The following is a 19,064-nucleotide window of genomic DNA, read 5'->3' on the forward strand; positions in this document are numbered from 1 at the left end:
GCCCAGGATGGGAGCGGAAGGCTACAACTACAGAGCCCCCGACAGCGACTCCCTGCAGCAGAAACGAGACCAGGAGTTCACCGTGCTCCAGTGGAATATCTGGCAGGAGGGCACCCTCATTCCCGGAGGCTACGACGCCATCGTGAACGAGATAGACCGCCTCTCGCCCGACTTCGTAACGCTGAGCGAGGTGCGCAACTACCACGGCAGCGACTTCACGCGCCGCCTCTGCCAGTCGCTCAAGGCACGGGGCAAGACCTATTACTCCTTCCGCACAGACGACTCGGGGCTGCTAAGCAGGTATCCCCTCAAGGATTCCGTGGCCGTCTTCCCGCTCAACAAGGACCACGGCAGCGTCTACAAGCTGACAGCACAGCTCGGCGCACACGAGATTGCCGTCTATACCGCCCATCTGGACTATCTCGACTGCGCCTACTACAATGTGAGGGGATACGACGGATTCACCTGGAAGGAGACCGAACGACCCACCAGCGTAGGGGAGGTGCTCCGCCTGAACGACCTCTCCTGGCGCGACAATGCCGCCCGATGCTTCCTGAACGAGGCCCGCCACGACTTAGAGGCAGGGCGCATGGTCATCTTCGGAGGCGACTTCAACGAGCCTTCCCACCTCGACTGGACGGAGGCCACGGCATATCTTTACGACCATCACGGCATGGTCGTGCCATGGACTGTCTCCACCCTGCTCGAGAGAAACGGGTTCACGGACGGCTACCGAAAGGTATATCCGGATGTGCTCAGCTACCCCGGTTTCACCTATCCTTGCCATAACCCCGCCGCCGATATTACCAAACTCACCTGGGCTCCCAAGGCCGATGAGCGCGAACGCATAGATTTCATTTACTATCAGGGCGACAATCTCTTTGCCATAGACGCCAAGCTCTTCGGCACAGGCAGTTCCATCGTGCGGTCGAAAGCCGTCGGCGACCGGTCGGCCGACCCGATCATTCTGCCCTCGGGCACATGGCCGACCGACCACAAAGGGGTTTGGATGAAATTCAGAATCAAGAACAAATAGCCATCTGAGCCCTCCTCCCGCCCCTGCAAGGCAAGTCCCCGCAGGCGGCGGGTGGCTTGTCGTGGCATTCATCGTACAGGATTCGGAATGTTGTCATTTTTGCCGACATTTCCGGCAACGGAAACTGCATAAATATTCATTTCCTCCCTGCGGCTGCAGGGCAGGCGAAAGAGGAAAATCCACCCAGTCGGCATTTTGAGCCGACACAGCCCATTTTAGAGGCGTATTTATACTTTGTTAACACTTTTGATTCTCGAGAATCGTGCGAAATATGCAATTTCTTGCGACTGGAAGCGGCTTCCGGTCTTGCTTTTAGCCGTCTTCTACCCGCCTGAAGGCCGCTAAAAGGAGTGTCGGAAGCCGTTATCTGCGACATCAGAGCCCATTTTCCGCATATTATACAGTAATTTCCGAAATATGCAAAAACAAGAAATTAAGAAAAATCAGGATAATGACTTGTGAGCCCACACCCGCCTACATACAAAGAAGGCATAGTCTCACCCGATTTTGCTTTCCGGTCCCCATGAGCGGGAAGGCAGCGCCCAGCCCTGTCGCTACTGACTGATGTGGCACTCGAATGCACAGAACAGGAAGAGGAAGAGAGGCAGATAGTCTTTCAGCTCCTGCCTCAACCTCTTGTAGGCAATGCCCATCTGCGTCTCCACCGTATTGATCGAGATGTTCATCTCACGGGCTATGTCGGCCTGGCGCATGCCCTCCAGCCGGCTTTTCACAAAGATGATACGGCACTTCTCGGGCAGCCGGGCGAGAGCCCTGTCCAGTATTTCCACGATGTCTTCTTCTGTCTCGGGCACCAGAACCATCTGTCCGAGGGAGTCGTACCTGAGCCTGAGCTCCATCTGCAGGGTGCTCCGCAGCCGCTTCTCCGCGTTGGCGGCTGCGAGCCTTTCCCTGAGAAGGTTCAGGCAGGCGTTCTTCACGGCCTGGAACAGATAGCCCGCCATGGCCTCCTCGCGCGCCGGAAGGCTCTGTCGCTCGTACAGGCGCGTGAATACATCCTGGACTACATCCTCGGCATCGCTGTCCCGGAGCACATAAGTGAGTGCAAAGTTCTTCAGCCTTGCATACCACAATATGTAGATGTTCTCAAAAGAAGACCTCATAGACCAGCGTTCCCTGTGCACTTGTGAATTACTCCCGCCACGATGCCGGCGCCCCTATTGCGGATTGATTTCCCGCAAGAGGCGGTCGGCATGCCCCCACTTGTCCATCAGGTAGAGCACATAGCGGATGTCGACTCCTATGCAGCGTGCCAGCCGGGCATCGAAGTTGATGTCGCTGGAAAGGCTGTCCCAGTTGCCGTCGAAAGCCAGTCCGATGAGCCGCCCCTTACCGTCGAACATCGGCGAGCCGCTGTTTCCGCCCGTGATGTCGTTGTTGGTGAGGAAGCAGAGCTGCATCTTGCCGCTCGTCTTGTCCTGGTAGCGACCGAAGTCCTTCGCCGACATGAGTTCCTTCATCACCGGCTCGGCCTGATACTCAAAGTTGTCGTCGCCATGGTTCATCTTCTCCACGATGCTCTCGGCCGTCGTATAGTAACCCGAAGGCTTGCCACTCAGCTCGAAGCCGCCCACCTGACCATAGCTCAGGCGCATGGTGAAGTTGGCGTCGGAGTAGTGAGGCTTGTCTTGCTCCATCCGAATCTTGGCGTCGCAAAGATAGCGTTCCTGCTCGTCGATCTCGTCGATAACAGATGCCATGTCGTTTCTGATGTCGCCGATCACTTCCAGCAGGTCGAGGCTATACTGCACTCCGGGATCCTTCTGATAGCCCTTCTTGTTCACATAGATTCTCTCACCGCTCCTCATGAGGAACGACTTCTCATAGAGATAGTCTACATAAGCGGCATAGTTGCCGCCGAACTTCGTGTCGATAGTCTTGTAGAAGGCCGGCAGATACTTGGCCTGCACCTTGTCGCGATAGTTCTTCAGAAGTGCGGCAAACACTTCCTTGTCGAGCGCGGCGTCCCAAGCGTCGCTGTTATCCTTGAACTCCACATACTGCTTCTTGGGCTTATCCTGCGGTCCCTGCACCTCGATATAGTTCAGACGCATGGCCCTGTTGCTGAACTCCGATGTCCCGCGGAAAGTCTCCGTGAAGTAGGTCATGGTCTTCCCAGCCTCGAAACACTTATTGTAAAGTTCCTCCATCTTCTTGAAGTCGAGCTTGCCCTGCAGATACTTGGTGCTGTCCTGCCAGCGGGCAATCTGCTCCTCGAACTGACGCTTCTGGCCAATGAGGCCGATGGAGTCGATGCACTTGTTCATGCCGATGGAGTTTTTCCAATAGTTGGAACTCTGCGCATACTTGGAATCATACTTGATTCTTACGGCTTCATCCGCCTGCATGTGCTTCAGCATGATTTCCTGCTTCACGCCGCGAACCTGCGCCCGGGGAGCGTTTATCGCGTCGCGCCGCTCGCGGATACCATAGGATGAGAGATAACGGGAGGTGGAACCCGGATAGCCCACGGTCATCGCAAAGTCGCCCTCCTTGTATCCCTGCAAGGAAACGGGAGCCCAACTCTTCGGGTGATAAGGCACATTGTCCTTGCTGTACTTGGCCGGACCATTGGTCTTGGGGTCGGCATAGATACGGAACACGCTGAAGTCGCAGGTCTGGCGCGGCCACATCCAGTTGTCGGTCTCACCTCCGAACTTGCCCATCGACTTCGGCACGGTAAATACGAGCCGCAGATCGGTGAAGTCCTGATAGGTGGTGGCGTAGAACTTGTTGCCTTCATAGAAGGGATCTATGTCTACATGCAGGGTGGAATCCTGTCTTTTAACCTCGCGGGTATAGGCATTGGTAAGCGAGTCGATGAACTCCTCCTGTGCTTCGGGTGTCTTGTAATAGAATCCTCCGGCAAGCACCTCGTCGGTAATGTCCTTCTGAGCCACCATAAACGACACGAACATGTTCTCGTTGGGCAGTTCCTCCTCATACGACTTGGCGTAGAAGCCGTTCAACATATAGTCGTGCTCCACGGTGGAATGCGAGCGGATGGCCTCAAAGCCGCAGTGGTGATTGGTGAAGACGAGCCCGTCGGGGCTGACGACCACGCCCGAGCAATAGCCCGAGAAGTTGACCACGGCATTCTTGATAGCGTTTTCTCCTGAGTAGAGAGCGGAGTAAGGCAGCTGGAACCCCTCGGTCTGCATAGTCTGGTAAACGGCCTGCGGGAGGTTGTAGAGCGTCCACATGCCTTCGTCGGCATTTGCCACATTCACGGCAAGAAGCCCCGCCAGAATTAATGTTGATTTCTTCATATCTGATTATTTTCTAAAATATTTTCCAATGACAGGCAGTCCCGACAGCGGGAAGTCTTTCTTCACGATGTATGCAATGAAGAGAAAGCCCAGCAAGGTGTTCACTGCCAGAGCCGGCAGAGTGGACAGGTTATGGTTGGAGGCCGTCATGGCAACGAACAGCAATGCGGCCAGCCCTACATATACGGCCATCTCCTTCATCGGATAGGCTATGGGATAGTATTTCTGTCCGACGACATAAGAAAGTATCATGGCTACTCCATAGCCCGCAAAGCCTCCCCATGCGCATGCCATATAGCCGTAGCGCGGCACGAAGACGACATTGATGACGATGAGCACGGCACATCCTATGCCCGAGAACACGGCACCCCAGATGGTCTTGTCTATGAGCTTATACCAGAACGAGAGGTTGAAATAGACGCCCATCATGATTTCCGCCGCCATGACAATCGGCACCACCTTCAGGCCTTCCCAGTAGTCTTGCCCGATGATGTAGCGGAGGATGTCCATATAGCCTATCACCATGAGGAACGCCAGCAGCGTGAAAATGAGAAAATACTTCATGGCCTTTGCATAGGTGGCACGGTCGTCCTTGCTCCTGGCCTGCCCGAAGACAAAGGGCTCATAGGCAAAGCGGAATGCCTGGGTGATCATCGCCATAATCATGGCTATCTTCGAACTGGCTCCATAAATGCCCAGCTGGCTGTGCACATCGCCGGCCTTGTAGATGAACGGGAAGAGTATCTTGTCGGCCGTCTGGTTCAGGATGCCGGCAATGCCGAGGATGAGAATCGGCCAGGCATAGGCCAGCATGCGTTTCAGAAGCTTCATGTCGAACCCATAGGAAAAACCTTTCATCTCCTTCAGGAGGAAAAGCGTCTGCACGGAGGAGCAGAAGAGGTTGATATAGAAGATGTAGACCACATCGGTAACACCCATTACAAGAAAATAAAACAGGTTCAGCCCTATCAGCATGCCGATGTTCAGCAACTTGATGCTCGCAAACTTCAAAGCCTTGTTCTGGTAGCGAAGATAGTCGAAAGGAATGCACAGGAAGGCGTCGACGGCCACGGTAACGGCCATGATTCCGATATACTCAGGATGCTCCGCATAGCCTTCAAAATCAGCGATAGGCTGCAGAAAGGCCATGACCAGCAGCACGAAGACCAAAGACAACAGGCCTACCGACCACAGAGTGGTGCCATAAACCTTGTCGGCATTCTCCTCCTGCTTGTTGGCGAAACGGAAGAATGTGGTCTCCATGCCAAAGGTCAGCAAGACAAGTATCAGGGCCGTATAGGCATATACATTCGTAACGACACCGTAGCCGCCCGACGCTGCCGAAATCTTTATCGTATACAGCGGCACCAGGAGATAATTCAGAAACCGCCCGATGATGCTGCTGAGACCGTAGATGACGGTATCCTTCGCCAAAGATTTTAAATTCGCCATTTTCCTAAAAGAACAAATAACATATAGAAATTGCCGCTATCACTCCCGCCAGGTCGGCAAGGAGTCCGCAGGCAACGGCATGACGGGTGTACTTAATGCTCACGCTGCCGAAATAGACGGCCAGGATATAGAAGGTGGTATCCGTGGAGCCCTGAAACAGGCAGGAGAGACGACCGACAAACGAGTCGGCTCCGAAGGTCTTCATCGCGTCGACCATGAGTCCGCGCGCACCGCTACCGGAGAGCGGTTTCATGAGGGCCGTGGGGAGGGCGTCCACAAAACTCGTATCGAAACCACAAGTCTCTATGCCCCACTTAATGCCGCCGATGAGCATGTCCATCGCCCCCGAGGCCCGGAACACGCCTATACCCACGAGTATGGCAACCAGATAAGGGATGATGCGCACGGCCGTCTGAAATCCATCTTTCGCTCCCTCGATGAAGGCGTCGTAGACATTGATGCGCTTTAAGAGACCCACAAGGATGAATCCCGTGATGATGCCCATCAGAAGAATGGTGGCCACACTCGTACTCACCGCGTTCATCGTCGCCCCGTCCAGCTGTGAGAAGCCCCAGATGATGCCAGCCACAACGACGCAAGCCCCGCCCAGCGTGAGCAGGAGGGTGCGATTCAAGAGATTGATGCGCTGATATAAAGAGGTGATGATGATGCCTGCCAAGGTGGCAAAAAAGGTGGCAAGAAGGATGGGGATGAACACATCCGTGGGCTGCGAAGCCCCCATCTGGGCCCGATAGGTCATGATGGAAACCGGAATCAGGGTGAGTCCGCTGGTGTTCAGGACGAGAAACATAATCATGGGATTGGTCGCCGTGTCCTTCTTAGGGTTCAGCTCCTGCATCTGCTCCATGGCCTTTAGTCCCAGCGGAGTTGCCGCATTGTCGAGCCCGAGCATATTGGCGGCAATGTTCATGAAGATGCTGCCCATTGCCGGATGGTTTTTCGGAATGTCAGGAAAGAGCCTGACGAAGACCGGGGAGAGGAAGCGTGCCAGAGCGTTTACCAGCCCGCCACGCTCCCCTATCTTCATGATACCCAACCATAAGGACAGCACCCCCGTCAGTCCGAGGGATATTTCGAACGCCGTCTTCGAAGAGTCGAAGGTGCTTTTCATCATCGCCGGAAATACTCCCAGGTCGCCCAGAAAGATTAGTCGGATGAGAGCCACCACGAAGGCAACGACGAAAAACGCTATCCAAATATAGTTCAGTACCATTTCCGAATGTCTTTACTTAACGGTCGTACGACGCTCCCGAATCAGTTTTATCTGCTGGAGAAGCTCGCCATAGTGCAGCTTGTTGATACCCGTAGCAGACACAGACTGGCTCTTACAATAGCTCTCAATCTTGTCCAAGTGCTGAAGCACATAGAGGGTTGCATCAGAACTGATTGCCGTCGAGGAACCGCCGCCACTAAGAAGTTGCATAAGAGCGTTGCCCGCACTTTTCGTTTCTTCCTTCTTTTCCGGGTTCAGGATGGAATTGATGCGGCCCAGATAATTGCGCTCCAGCGTTCGGCGTATCTTGTTCTGCAGTTCGCTCTTGCCGTTCAGGGGCTTCCACACATACTTGAACACGGTATCCAGATAGGTGCCAAGCTTCAGGATATCGGCACCTTCAGTAAACGAATCGTTGTAAATCTTATTGAGGACCGACACGCTGAGCAAAGCGGAGAGCGCCGTACTCTGCCTGCCTTCTATGTCTTTCTGGACATCCATGCCTACCAACTCGGTTATATTCTTCGGATAAAGCCACATGGGAGCCTCAAGGACATTCGTTCCGACCCAGCTGACAGCAGAGAGCTGTTTCGACGCCGGAGCCACCTCGACGGGCTTCTTGCCGGGAAGATTGCTGAGATAGTGGCCTCCGATGTTCTTCTGCACATGCCGGGTGTAACGGCTGAACTGGTCGCGAACGGCAGTATACATCTCCGCAAGGTCGTCGTATTGGTAGTTGTCCTGCTTCGTCCATGCAGGCAAACCGGCTATCACACGCTTCAAATTCTTTACGCCATAGGTGCTTGCCTTCATGTTGTCATCGCCCACGCTCTCAGTCTGCGAGCGTGGATCCTCGTCCCGGCCCTCACCCGAGAACCAGAGTTCTGGATGCAGCTTGAGCACATTCGTGGTCTCCGTCATCAAGGCTTCCTTCTCCTCGAACTCATCCTTGAACTCCGGCCGCCACTGATAACCCCACTTGATGGCCCACTTGTCGTAGTCGCCTATACGCGGGAAGAGTCCCTTTTCGGAAATATTGTCTTCCGGCTGTGCCACATAGTTGAAGCGGGCATAGTCCATGATGCTTACGGTATGGCCATGGGCTTCTACCCAGGCCTTGTCGCGGAGCTTCTCAACGGGAGTGGCATAACTTGCGCCCATGTTATGACGAAGCCCGAGAGTATGCCCCACTTCATGGGAACTTACAAAACGGATGAGCTCTCCCATCAGCTTATCATCGAACTTCATGGTCTGGGCGCGTTTGTCGAGCGGACCGCACTGAACCATATACCACTTGGTAAGAAGATTCATCACATTATGGTACCAGCAGATATGGCTCTCGATGATTTCACCGCTGCGAGGGTCGGAAACATGAGGCCCATAGGCGTTCTCGGTTTCTGAGGGCAGATAGCGGAGCACACAGTAGCGGGCGTCGTCGACGCTCATGTCCGGGTCGTCAGGCCACTCCTTGCCCTGAATGGCATTCTTGAAGCCGGCAGCCTCGAAAGCGACATTCCAGTCCTCGATGCCCTGTATCAGATAGGGCACCCATTTTTTTGGGGTCGCAGGGTCGATATAGTAGACGATAGGCTTCACCGGCTCTACGAGCTTTCCCTTCAGATAGGCCTGCTTGTCCTTTGGTTCAAGGCGGTAACGGGCTATGAACGACTCACGCTCTGTCTTGTGCTGGTCGTCGCTGAAGACAGTGAAGTTATTCACAAAGTAACCCACCCGCTTGTCCCATAGGCGTTTACGCATGGGCTGCACGGGAAGCATCACGATAGAAGTGTTCATGCCGAGTGTGGCACTCCCTGTAGAAGCGGCGGCCAATCGCCCACTCGTAATGGCATAGGTGCGGGTGGTGGCTACTTCTATGTTAATGGGAAACACCTTCACGGTGTCGATGAATGTACGGTCGGAAGAGAGTGCGCCAAGCTTGGGAGCGCCCAATCTGCCTCCCGAAATGGAAGTCATCAGTTTGTTATCTTTCAGGAAAAGACCAGTAACCTCTATCAGGTTCAGGTGCTTGTCCTTATTCTTTCCGATAATCTTAAACGAAGCCACGATGGGATCCGTCGTCGAAGCCTGCAAGGTTTTAGAGATGTTATCCTTTTCGTCGGCAATCTGAGAGAGCACATAAGCACGCAGGAGCATGGTCTTGTAGTCGCGCTTCTCAAAATATACAGTAGCCTCGTTGACCTCTTCTCCAGAGAACTTGCCGAATCCCTGCGGCACGGAGGTATAGCGGGTAACGCAAAGCAGGTATCGCCCAAGCAATGAATCCGGCACCTCAAAATACCATTTGTCCTCTATATGGCGAACCGTGAAAAGCCCCTTGTGCATGGTGCCTTTCTTCTTCAACAGTTCTTCATACTCGTTCTTCTTCTCCGGTTTTTTCTTGGCATCAGCTTTCTTGTCTTTGGAAGACGACTTCCTGTCAAGCTTGGAACTGTCTTTTACAACTACAGAGGTATCTTTCTGAAAGGTAAAGGACGGCAAATTGAAAGCTTGCAGATTCAGACTGAAAGCTACTGTGGCAATGCACAGTAGTAAAGGTTTCTTGTTTCTCATTTGTTACAACTAATTGTTTCAAGTTGCAAATTTAATTATTAATTCGGAATTATCGAAATAATATATTTGGAAATGATGTTTTTTTCAAGATATTTTATATCTTTGCAATTGAGGATTTTAAACCTAACGATATTCTTTACATGAGCAGACAATACTTATTGGGCTTTGATGTTGGCAGCAGTTCTGTCAAGGCATCGCTCGTAGATGTGGAGACAGGGGCTTGCGCAGCAGCAGCTTTCTTCCCCGAACATGAGGCTCCCATCAAGGCCGTGAAGGCAGGATGGGCAGAGCAGGACCCCGACTCATGGTGGCTGTATGCCAAGCAAAGCCTTGCCAAGATTATGGCTGACAACGCCGTCAAGGGCGAGGACATCAAGGCTATTGGCATTTCTTACCAGATGCACGGCCTCGTTTGCGTCGACAAGGAATGCCGTCCGCTGCGCGATGCTATCATCTGGTGCGACTCGCGTGGCGTTCCTTATGGAGAGAACGCTTTTGAGAACATTGGAAAAGAGCTGTGCCTCGAACACTTGCTGAATTCCCCGGGCAACTTCACGGCCGCTAAACTGGCATGGGTGAAAGACAAAGAACCCCAGCTATACGAACAGATTTACAAGATAATGCTCCCCGGAGACTATATCGCCATGAAACTGAGCGGAGAGATTAACACCACCATTTCCGGTCTTTCAGAGGGCATATTCTGGGACTTCAAGCAGAAGCAAGTGGCTGATTTCCTCATGAAATATTATGGTTTCAGAGAAGACATCATAGCCGACATCGTACCGACATTCTGCGTTCAGGGACAGGTCTCAAAGGGCGCAGCCGAAGAAACAGGACTGAAGGAGGGCACTCCCATCAGCTATCGCGCCGGCGACCAGCCCAACAATGCCTTGTCGCTGAATGTGTTCAACCCAGGAGAAATCGCCTCTACTGCCGGCACTTCGGGAGTAGTTTACGGGGTCCTCGGTGAAGTCAATTACGACAAGAAAAGCAGAGTAAACACTTTTGCGCATGTGAATTACACAGAGAACCTCACCCGACTGGGCGTACTGCTCTGCATCAACGGAACGGGAATCCTCAACGCCTGGGTGCGCCGCAATGTGGCTCCGGAGGGCATCTCCTACAGCGAGATGAACGACCTTGCCGCAAGCATCGCCATCGGCTCAGAAGGCCTGAGAGTCATCCCATTCGGCAACGGGGCAGAGCGCGTGTTGGAAAACCGCGAGGTGGGATGTTCCATTCACGGCATCAACTTCAACAACACTACCCGTGCGCATATTGTGCGGGCCGCCCAGGAAGGCATCGTGTTCAGTTTCTGCTACGGCATGGAAATCATGCAGCGCATGGGAATGGACATCCGGAAAATACACGCGGGCAAGGCCAACATGTTTCTCAGCAAGCTATTCCGCGACACTCTGGCCTCTACCAGCGGCGCTTCCATCGAGCTCTACGAAACCGACGGCAGCCAGGGAGCTGCCAAGGGAGCCGGAATGGGAGCCGGCATCTATAAAGACCACGACGAGGCCTTTGCCACTCTGAAGAAGCTTGAGGTCGTAGAACCTGACTGTGCACGCCAGAGAGCGTATCTCAATGCCTACGCAGAATGGAAGGAAACCTTAAAGAAATCCGTAGGCTAAGGCAAAAACAATAAGACAACAAAACATTAACCCAGAAGTCCGCGCCCATTCTTTATCAAACAGGATCAGGCACAGCTTCAAAACGATTATTTTAATAAATATGGCAAAAGAGTATTTTCCACAAATCGGCAAGATTCCTTTCGAGGGAACCGAGTCGAAGAATCCTCTCGCATTCCACTATTACGATGCGGAGAAAGTAGTTTTAGGCAAGAAGATGAAAGACTGGCTGAAGTTCGCCATGGCTTGGTGGCACACCCTCGGTCAGGCTTCGGGCGACCAGTTCGGAGGCCAGACCCGCTCCTATGAATGGGACAAGGCGGCCGACCCCATACAGCGTGCCAAGGACAAGGCCGACGCAGGTTTCGAAATCATGACCAAACTCGGCATCGAATATTTCTGCTTTCACGATGTAGACCTCATTGAAGAGGGCAAGGACATCGAGGAGTATGAGGCTCGCATGGTGGAGATTACAGACTATCTGAAAGCAAAGATGGCGGCCGACCCTACCAAGAAACTACTCTGGGGAACGGCAAATGTATTCGGGCATCAGCGTTATATGAACGGAGCCAGCACCAACCCCGACTTCAATGTAGTGGCACGGGCCTGCGTCCAGATCAAGAACGCCATCGACGCAACCATCAAGCTCGGAGGCACCAACTATGTGTTCTGGGGCGGAAGAGAGGGATATATGAGCCTCCTGAACACCGACCAGAAGCGTGAGAAGGAGCACATGGCCACTATGCTGGGAGCCGCCCGCGACTATGCCCGCAGCAAGGGTTTCACGGGAACTTTCCTGATTGAACCCAAACCGATGGAGCCCACAAAGCACCAGTATGATGTGGATGTAGAGACCGTATTGGGATTCCTCCGTGCACACGGACTGGACAAGGACTTCAAGATTAATATTGAGGTTAACCATGCCACACTGGCCGGCCACACCTTCGAGCACGAACTTGCAGTGGCCGTAGACAACGGAATGCTCGGTTCCATCGATGCCAACCGCGGCGACGCCCAGAACGGTTGGGACACCGACCAGTTCCCGATTGACAACTTCGAGCTCACGCAGGCCATGATGGAAATCATCCGAAACGGCGGACTGGGCAACGGAGGCTCTAACTTCGATGCCAAGCTCCGTCGCAACTCCACCGACCCGGAGGATATCTTCATCGCACACATCAGCGGCATGGACGCAATGGCACGCGCCCTCGAGAACGCAGCCGCCATCCTCGAGGAGAGCGAACTGCCTGCCATGAAGAAGGCACGCTATGCCAGCTTCGACAGCGGCAAGGGCAAGGAGTTTGAGGAAGGAAGGCTCTCGCTTGAAGACATTGTCAGCTATGCAAAGGCCAACGGCGAACCCGCACAGACCTCAGGCAAGCAAGAGCTCTATGAAACTATCGTAGCACTCTACAGCAAATAATGGAACCTGGGCTCGCAACCGAGCTCCGGTTCATGCAGCGAGGAGAGGACCGCCCGGTGTCCCCTCCTCGTTCTCTTTTTACTACCAAGTAGCCTTATAGCCACCTCAAGGCTGACAAAATCGGCGAGATTGAACGACAAAATCGGCGATTTCGTAGAACGAAACCGCCGATTTTGTTAGCCCGTTTGCCGTCAGCGGGCGATTATTGCCGCACCTTTGCAATGTCGTCTTTCAGCCTGAAGCTATGCGACTGGAGCATGTTGTCTGGATCGAGGGCATTGTCAAGCTCCTCTTGCGTCATCAGTTTCTTTTCCAAGACGATGTCGTAGACAGATCGGCCAGTCTCCAGAGCCTCCTTGGCCACTTTCGTACTGTTTTTGTATCCGATGATAGGATTGAGGGCAGTTACGATGCCGATGCTGTTCTTCACCATCTCCTTGCAGTGCTCCTGATTGACCGTGATGCCGAGAATACACTTCTCCGTGAGCGTGTCAATAGCGTTGCGCAGCCAGCAGAGGCTCTCAAAGAGACACTCGGTGATGACCGGCTCCATGACATTCAGTTCAAGCTGGCCGGCCTCAGCGGCAAAGCTAACGGTGGTGTCGTTACCGATTACCTTGAAGCAAGTCTGGTTTACCACCTCGGGAATGACCGGATTCACCTTGCCCGGCATAATGCTCGAGCCCGGAGCCATGGCAGGCAGGTTGATTTCATGCAGTCCGCACCGCGGACCGGAAGCCATCAGGCGGAGGTCGCTGCAAATCTTCGATAACTTGACAGCCAGCCGCTTCAGCGCACCTGAATAGCTGACATAGGCACCCGTGTCGGGCGTTGCCTCGACAAGGTCGGGCGAGGAGATGAAGTTCTCGCCGGTAAGCTTGCTCAAGTTGGCTGCACAGAGTTCAGCGAAACCGGGCACGGCATTCAGTCCGGTGCCGATGGCCGTACCGCCCATATTGATCTCGTGGAGCAACTGTACATTGCGGTCGAGATTCAGGATTTCCTCCTCGAGGTTGTCGGCATAGGCATTAAACTCCTGCCCGAAGGTCATGGGGACGGCATCCTGAAGCTGCGTGCGCCCCATCTTGATATCCTTCTTGTACTCCCCTGCCTTGTAGCGGAAGGCACTGATGAGGCCCGTGAGGCTGGCCACGAGGGTCTTGTTCATACGAATTAGGGCCAGACGGATGGTTGACGGGTAGACATCATTGGTGGACTGTCCGCAGTTACAATGATCGTTTGGCGAACAATACATGAACTCCCCGCGCTTATGCCCCATGATTTCAAGAGCCCGGTTGGCGATTACCTCATTGGCATTCATGTTGACCGAGGTGCCCGCGCCGCCCTGCATCATGTCGATGGGGAAGTCTTCGTGCATCTTCCCCTCGATAAGCTCGTGGCAAGCCTGCTCGATGGCAGCTGAAATCTCGTCGTTGATAACGCCCAGGGCATGGTTGGCCTGTATAGCCGCCAGCTTCACATAGGCTATCGCAATGATATAGTCGGGATAGTCGCGCATCTTCATGTGAGAGATGCGATAGTTGTTGATGGCACGCTGTGTCTGCACACCGTAGTAAGCTTCTGCAGGCACTTTGAGTTCTCCTAAGAGGTCAGACTCTACACGGAATTTTTCTTCACTCATAGCTTTATTCGTTTAAAAGTTTTATTGATGTTGATATTTTCTTAGAAAGCCTTGATGCGATACATGAATCCGAGCTCCACACGATGGGTGTCGTAGTCTTCAAGAGTGCATTGGCTGGTATAGTTATATTTCCTGCCTATATAGGCGGCAAACAGCCGGAAGTTCTGGCGCTTGACGGGGTAATACTCCACGCTGGCCAGATAGCCCCATGCCTTGCGGTAGTTTTTGAACTGCTCTATCTTCTCGACGCTCGCCGTCTCATACATCCCCTTGAGCATCAGATTCCATTGCGGGGCGAACTGCCAATTGGCCTTTGCCACCAATGCATCATAGTGCACATCGCTGAAATACCCCGCCCCCGAGGCCGAGAGGTAGTCGGCCGCCTCGGTGGAGGCTATGCGCAGACAGTCTAACCCATCGGAGGCTGCATAATAGTCCATATAGAACTGAAGCCTCGGCAGGTTGAGCCTCTGTCCCAGCATGAGCAGTCGACTGTATTTATGGCGGGCCTGCGTCTGGATTCCCCACGACCACCGCGTCTGCAACCGGTCGTTCAGGAAGCTCCCGTTCCATAGGAATATATAGGTAAGCGGATGCTTCGATGCCTCCACTTCCTTCACGGCACCCGCATTGGCAAGCGTCAGCGGGGCGTCGCCATACTCCTCGCTGAACTTGCCGTTATAGGTGTTGGTAACATTCAGGTTGAGTTCCTGCGTGGCTAAAGGTCTGTAAGAGAGATTCACGCCCGCCATGAAGATGTCCATATAGTTGAGCATGTCGCTGTATTGGTAGATGAACATCGGGTTCTCATCATACTCGAATCCGCCGAAGTTCTGGCATACCTTACCCGCCTGAACGCCTATCTTCTCATTGAACTGGTATCCCACGAAGAGCAAGTCCGTGGCTTTGGCAAAGTTGTCTTCCCCCTTTGCGGCGTTACTCTTGTTCAGCCGATGGCGGAAACGATAGCTCAGCTTCGGCGTGATATTGCCCTTTATCTCGAAGCGGGCATCCCTGTTGCGGAACGCCGAGCCCCACTCCTTCCTTTCATACGACTCCTGAAAGGCAGCCGAATAGTTGAAATATACCTGAAAGGCATCCGCCTTCTTCTCCAACTTAAGCACACGCTCTGTCAGGCTCTCAATATCTGCGTCGTCTCCGCCCATCCCCGGATTTTTGCCTTGCGACCACGCTCCTGTCGAGAAACACAGCACGACTGCCATCAGCATTATCTTCTTCATACTATTCCGTGATGATTAAAAGGTTCATACGATAATGTCTATTGCCGCGACGGCAGCAATAGCAACGATGACGAATACTTCGTTACAGTACATGGTGATTGCCATAATATCAGTATTGATTACTTTAAGTCCAGCTCTTGTAGTGTATTTTTGCAAAGATAGCAAAACTTTTTCAATACAGCTCATAAAAACCAGATATTTTCTTGCAGCCTCCTTTTTCCGCTTCTATTTCCATTCCTCGCCTCCATGGGGCATATTACCATTCATACAAACGGGTTAGCAACAGCGTTACAAACGACATGGCAGATCGATAAAAAGTTATAAATTATCGGCGGCAAAACTTGCCATATTGAAACTTTTTTCGTAATTTTGAAGCAAATATCAATAACCTAAACAAATGAAGAATCAATCCAGATTACTGCTCATGTTATGCTGTGTGGTATTTGCCCTGCATGCCAACGCACAAAAAAACATTGCCTATCAAGACGCACAAGTCCGTATTTCCCTGATTACAGACGGGGTTGCAAGGTTAGAATATGTACCCGACGGAAAGTTCATGGATGACTTCTCGTTCATTGCCGTCAATCGCGACTATCCCCAGGTAGACTACAAGGTCAGCAACCACAGCAAGCAGGTAGAAATCAAGACGGCCCAAATGGTGATTCGTTACCTGAAAGGCAGCGGCAAGTTTACGCCTTCCAACCTCACCATCACCTCTGCCAAGGGAGCCCGGAAGCCCTTCAGTTGGAAACCGGGGCAAAAGGATGACAAGAACCTTCTGGGTACTTATCGCACTCTTGACGGCTACGACGGCGACTACCAAACCTGGGAAAAGCGCACGATGCCTATTGAGGATGGACTGCTCTCACGCAACGGATGGACCTTCATAGATGATTCTGAAGGCTATATATTCGACCATTCCGACTGGCCTTGGCTGGCTAAACGACACGAGGAAGGCTCTACGCAGGACTGGTATTTCATGGCTTACGGGCACGACTACAAGAAAGCGCTGAAAGACTTCACTGTTTTCTCAGGCAAGGTGCCGTTGCCTCCACGCTACGCTTTCGGCTATTGGTGGAGCCGCTACTGGTCATATTCCGACGCGGAACTACGCGATCTCGTGCGCAAGTTCCATCAATATCAGATTCCGCTCGATGTGCTTGTCATCGACATGGACTGGCATTACACCGAGAAAGGCAAGGGAGGCTGGACCGGCTACACATTCAACAGGCGTCTTTTCCCCGATCCTGCCAAGTTCCTGGGGTGGCTCAAAGGCAACGACCTGCAGATTACATTCAACCTTCACCCCGCCGACGGCATCAAATCCTACGAGGAACACTATCCTGAAATGGCCAAGTGGATGGGCATAGACCCCGCCACCCAGCAGGACATTCCTTGGCAGGCCTCCAGCAAACGGTTCATGACGGGATGGCTCAACACCCAGCTCCGCCCCATGGAAAACATGGGGGTGGACTTCTGGTGGCTCGACTGGCAGCAGTGGGGCAATGACAAAGAGTTCCCGAAACTTAGCAACACATGGTGGATTAACTACGCCGTGTTCACCGATATGGAGCGTAACCGCGACACGCGACCCATGCTCTACCACCGTTGGGGCGGTCTGGGCAACCATCGCTATCAGATAGGATTCTCCGGAGACTCACACATCACCTGGAAATCTCTCGACTTCCAGCCTTACTTCAACTCCACCGCATCCAATGTGCTCTATGGCTTCTGGAGCCACGATATCGGCGGCCATATGGGCGCACCGGGCATAGACCCCGAGCTCTATGTGCGCTGGATGCAGTTCGGAGCCTTCAGTCCCATCCTGCGCACGCACTCTACCAAGCAGGCCGCACTCAAGAAAGAACCTTGGGTTTTTGACAATGAGCACTTCGAAATGCTGCGCAATATCGTGCTGCAACGCTACCGCATGGCGCCTTATGTGTACACCATGGCCCGCAAGACCCACGACGAGGGACTCTCGCTCTGCCGCCCGATGTACTATGACTACCCTGAAAGCCAGGAGGCCTACGACAACAAGGACGAGTATATGTTCGGAGACCAGATGCTGGTCTATCCCATTACTGCTCCCGCCAAGGACGGAATCTCGGAGAAACAGGTATGGCTCCCCGCCGGAAACGACTGGTTTGAGACCGCTACGGGCACGCTCCTCAAGGGCGGGCAGGCTGTTTCCCGCACCTTCCAGTTAGACGAGATGCCGGTTTATGTCAAGGCCGGTTCCGTGATTCCCGAGTACGGCGAGGTGAAGAACCTGCGCCGCAACGACAATTCCATCACCGTAAGCGTGTTCCCGGGACAGCGTGGCGAGTTCTGCATGTATGAGGATAACGGCAACGACAAGGACTATGAGAACAATTATGCTACGACCCTGCTCTCCTCGGAGCGGGTCGACAATAGGCTGACCGTGAAGATCGGTGCTCGCAAAGGCAACTATAAGGACATGCCGGCACGGCGCCAGTTCAAGGTGAAAGTGGTGGCCTCGGCCATTCCCGAGCAGGTTAGCGTGAACGGGACAGAAGCCAAATATGAGTACGACGGCGAGAATCTGGCTCTCATCATCGATGTGCCGCAGACCGACTGTGCCGTGGAGAAGACCATCACCATTACTTATCCCAAGGATGCCGTCGATGTTTCCGACGGCCTGCAGGGGCAGATGAAGCATGTGCGCAACGGCATCGTGATGCTGAAATACAACAATGCGGGCATCGTGCTCAACGAGGAACTGGGCACCATGGGGTCGCTCGGTGAGGCCTTGCAGTACTTTTCCGACCGCTTCAACGAGCTCGTGAATACCTTCAAGGCCAACTATCGCAATCTGCCTGAAATCCTCAAGGCCAACAAAGTTGACGATGCGGCCATGGCCAGATTCCTTCACCAGAAGTAAATCACCGGCTACAGCCGTCCGTACAGCAGGAAAGAGAGCAGGATGAGCAATGCTATCAGGCCGACCGCAGCCAGCAGCAGCGAGATACCCAGATTCTTGCGGTCGGTCTTGTCGGCATGGCGGTCGAAGAGATTCCTGCCGCTCCAGCCGTCAATTTCATCCATCAGCCTGCGGTCGGAACAGGCATACAGCCCCATATCGGTCTTATAAAGGCTGCCGTCCAGCAGGGTAACGACCAGCATTTTGTGCACGGCCGTGTGGGTAGCGACCGACGACAGTCCCCTCTGATAGGTGCATGACGCCACCTTCTCCCATCTTATCTTGCGATGCCATTCGGCTACTTCCATGCCTTCCCGGTCGAGAATCATGTAGTCCTTGCCGCCAACGAAATAAGGCAGGATGGTAAAGAAAGCTATTCCCACGGCTATCAGGCCGCAGGCAATCCATCCTCCACCCGTGTTACGAAAGCACAGCGTGAGCACACCTGACAGCAGGATGAGCATCGTGCCGATATAGACTGCCGTGCGGCTTTGCCTGATGAGTAGTCGGTTTCTCATGCTGCTGCGTGATAAAAGGCTTGATAAAAATAATATAGAGACATCTCACCCTGCAAGCCGGGCGAAGCGAGAGCAAGGC

General features: G+C 53.4%; 12 protein-coding genes. 4 read left to right on the forward strand and 8 right to left on the reverse strand.

The features are described from left to right. Positions 1-7 precede the first annotated feature (7 nt). Complete coding sequence (locus BM114_RS14570; RefSeq protein ID WP_255406388.1) at positions 8-1,036, forward strand: endonuclease/exonuclease/phosphatase family protein; 1,029 nt, start codon at positions 8-10, stop codon at positions 1,034-1,036. 554 nt (positions 1,037-1,590) lie between these two features. On the opposite strand, the gene BM114_RS00460 is transcribed toward BM114_RS14570, so the two are convergent. From BM114_RS00460 to BM114_RS00480, 5 genes are read right to left on the reverse strand one after another with little or no spacing between them, the layout of a single operon-like run. Further along, a complete protein-coding gene (locus BM114_RS00460; protein WP_092108973.1) occupies positions 1,591-2,160 on the reverse strand; it encodes an RNA polymerase sigma-70 factor in 570 nt (189 codons plus the stop codon). 54 nt (positions 2,161-2,214) lie between these two features. Continuing rightward, positions 2,215-4,326: a S46 family peptidase gene (locus tag BM114_RS00465; protein WP_092108976.1), complete on the reverse strand. Its 2,112-nt coding sequence runs from the start codon at positions 4,324-4,326 to the stop codon at positions 2,215-2,217. 6 nt (positions 4,327-4,332) lie between these two features. Beyond that, positions 4,333-5,778 carry an oligosaccharide flippase family protein gene (locus BM114_RS00470; protein ID WP_092108980.1) on the reverse strand — a complete coding sequence of 482 codons (1,446 nt, stop codon included), beginning with the start codon at positions 5,776-5,778 and terminating at the stop codon, positions 4,333-4,335. A gap of 4 nt (positions 5,779-5,782) precedes the next feature. Beyond that, positions 5,783-7,012, reverse strand: coding sequence for a nucleoside recognition domain-containing protein (locus BM114_RS00475; RefSeq protein WP_092108983.1), 1,230 nt, complete (start codon positions 7,010-7,012; stop codon positions 5,783-5,785). Positions 7,013-7,024: 12 nt separating this feature from the next. Then, positions 7,025-9,583 (reverse strand): zinc-dependent metalloprotease, encoded by a 2,559-nt coding sequence (locus BM114_RS00480; protein ID WP_092108988.1) that lies wholly within the window; start codon positions 9,581-9,583, stop codon positions 7,025-7,027. A 140-nt stretch (positions 9,584-9,723) separates the two neighbouring features. On the opposite strand from BM114_RS00480, the gene BM114_RS00485 reads away from it, so the two are divergent. Together BM114_RS00485 and xylA are read left to right on the forward strand one after the other, a co-directional pair. Then, entirely contained in the window at positions 9,724-11,220 is a 1,497-nt protein-coding gene (locus BM114_RS00485; protein ID WP_092108992.1) for a xylulokinase, read from the forward strand. Between the two features lie 100 nt (positions 11,221-11,320). After that, positions 11,321-12,640 carry a xylose isomerase gene (gene xylA / locus BM114_RS00490; RefSeq protein WP_092108997.1) on the forward strand — a complete coding sequence of 440 codons (1,320 nt, stop codon included), beginning with the start codon at positions 11,321-11,323 and terminating at the stop codon, positions 12,638-12,640. A gap of 202 nt (positions 12,641-12,842) precedes the next feature. Here the strand turns inward: xylA and BM114_RS00495 are convergent, their stop codons facing one another. Then, entirely contained in the window at positions 12,843-14,282 is a 1,440-nt protein-coding gene (locus BM114_RS00495; RefSeq protein ID WP_092109001.1) for an aspartate ammonia-lyase, read from the reverse strand. A 41-nt stretch (positions 14,283-14,323) separates the two neighbouring features. Continuing rightward, positions 14,324-15,523 carry a porin gene (locus BM114_RS00500; RefSeq protein WP_092109004.1) on the reverse strand — a complete coding sequence of 400 codons (1,200 nt, stop codon included), beginning with the start codon at positions 15,521-15,523 and terminating at the stop codon, positions 14,324-14,326. A 397-nt stretch (positions 15,524-15,920) separates the two neighbouring features. Between BM114_RS00500 and BM114_RS00505 the strand changes: the two genes are divergently transcribed. Next, positions 15,921-18,428, forward strand: a complete 2,508-nt coding sequence (locus BM114_RS00505) for a glycoside hydrolase family 31 protein (RefSeq protein WP_092109007.1) — start codon at positions 15,921-15,923, stop codon at positions 18,426-18,428. Positions 18,429-18,436: 8 nt separating this feature from the next. Here BM114_RS00505 and BM114_RS00510 read toward each other — a convergent pair whose 3' ends face one another. Then, entirely contained in the window at positions 18,437-18,985 is a 549-nt protein-coding gene (locus tag BM114_RS00510) for a hypothetical protein (RefSeq protein WP_092109010.1), read from the reverse strand. Positions 18,986-19,064: the final 79 nt, after the last annotated feature.

Origin of the sequence: Prevotella sp. KH2C16, from assembly GCF_900113305.1 — a bacterium.
Lineage (GTDB): Bacteria > Bacteroidota > Bacteroidia > Bacteroidales > Bacteroidaceae > Prevotella.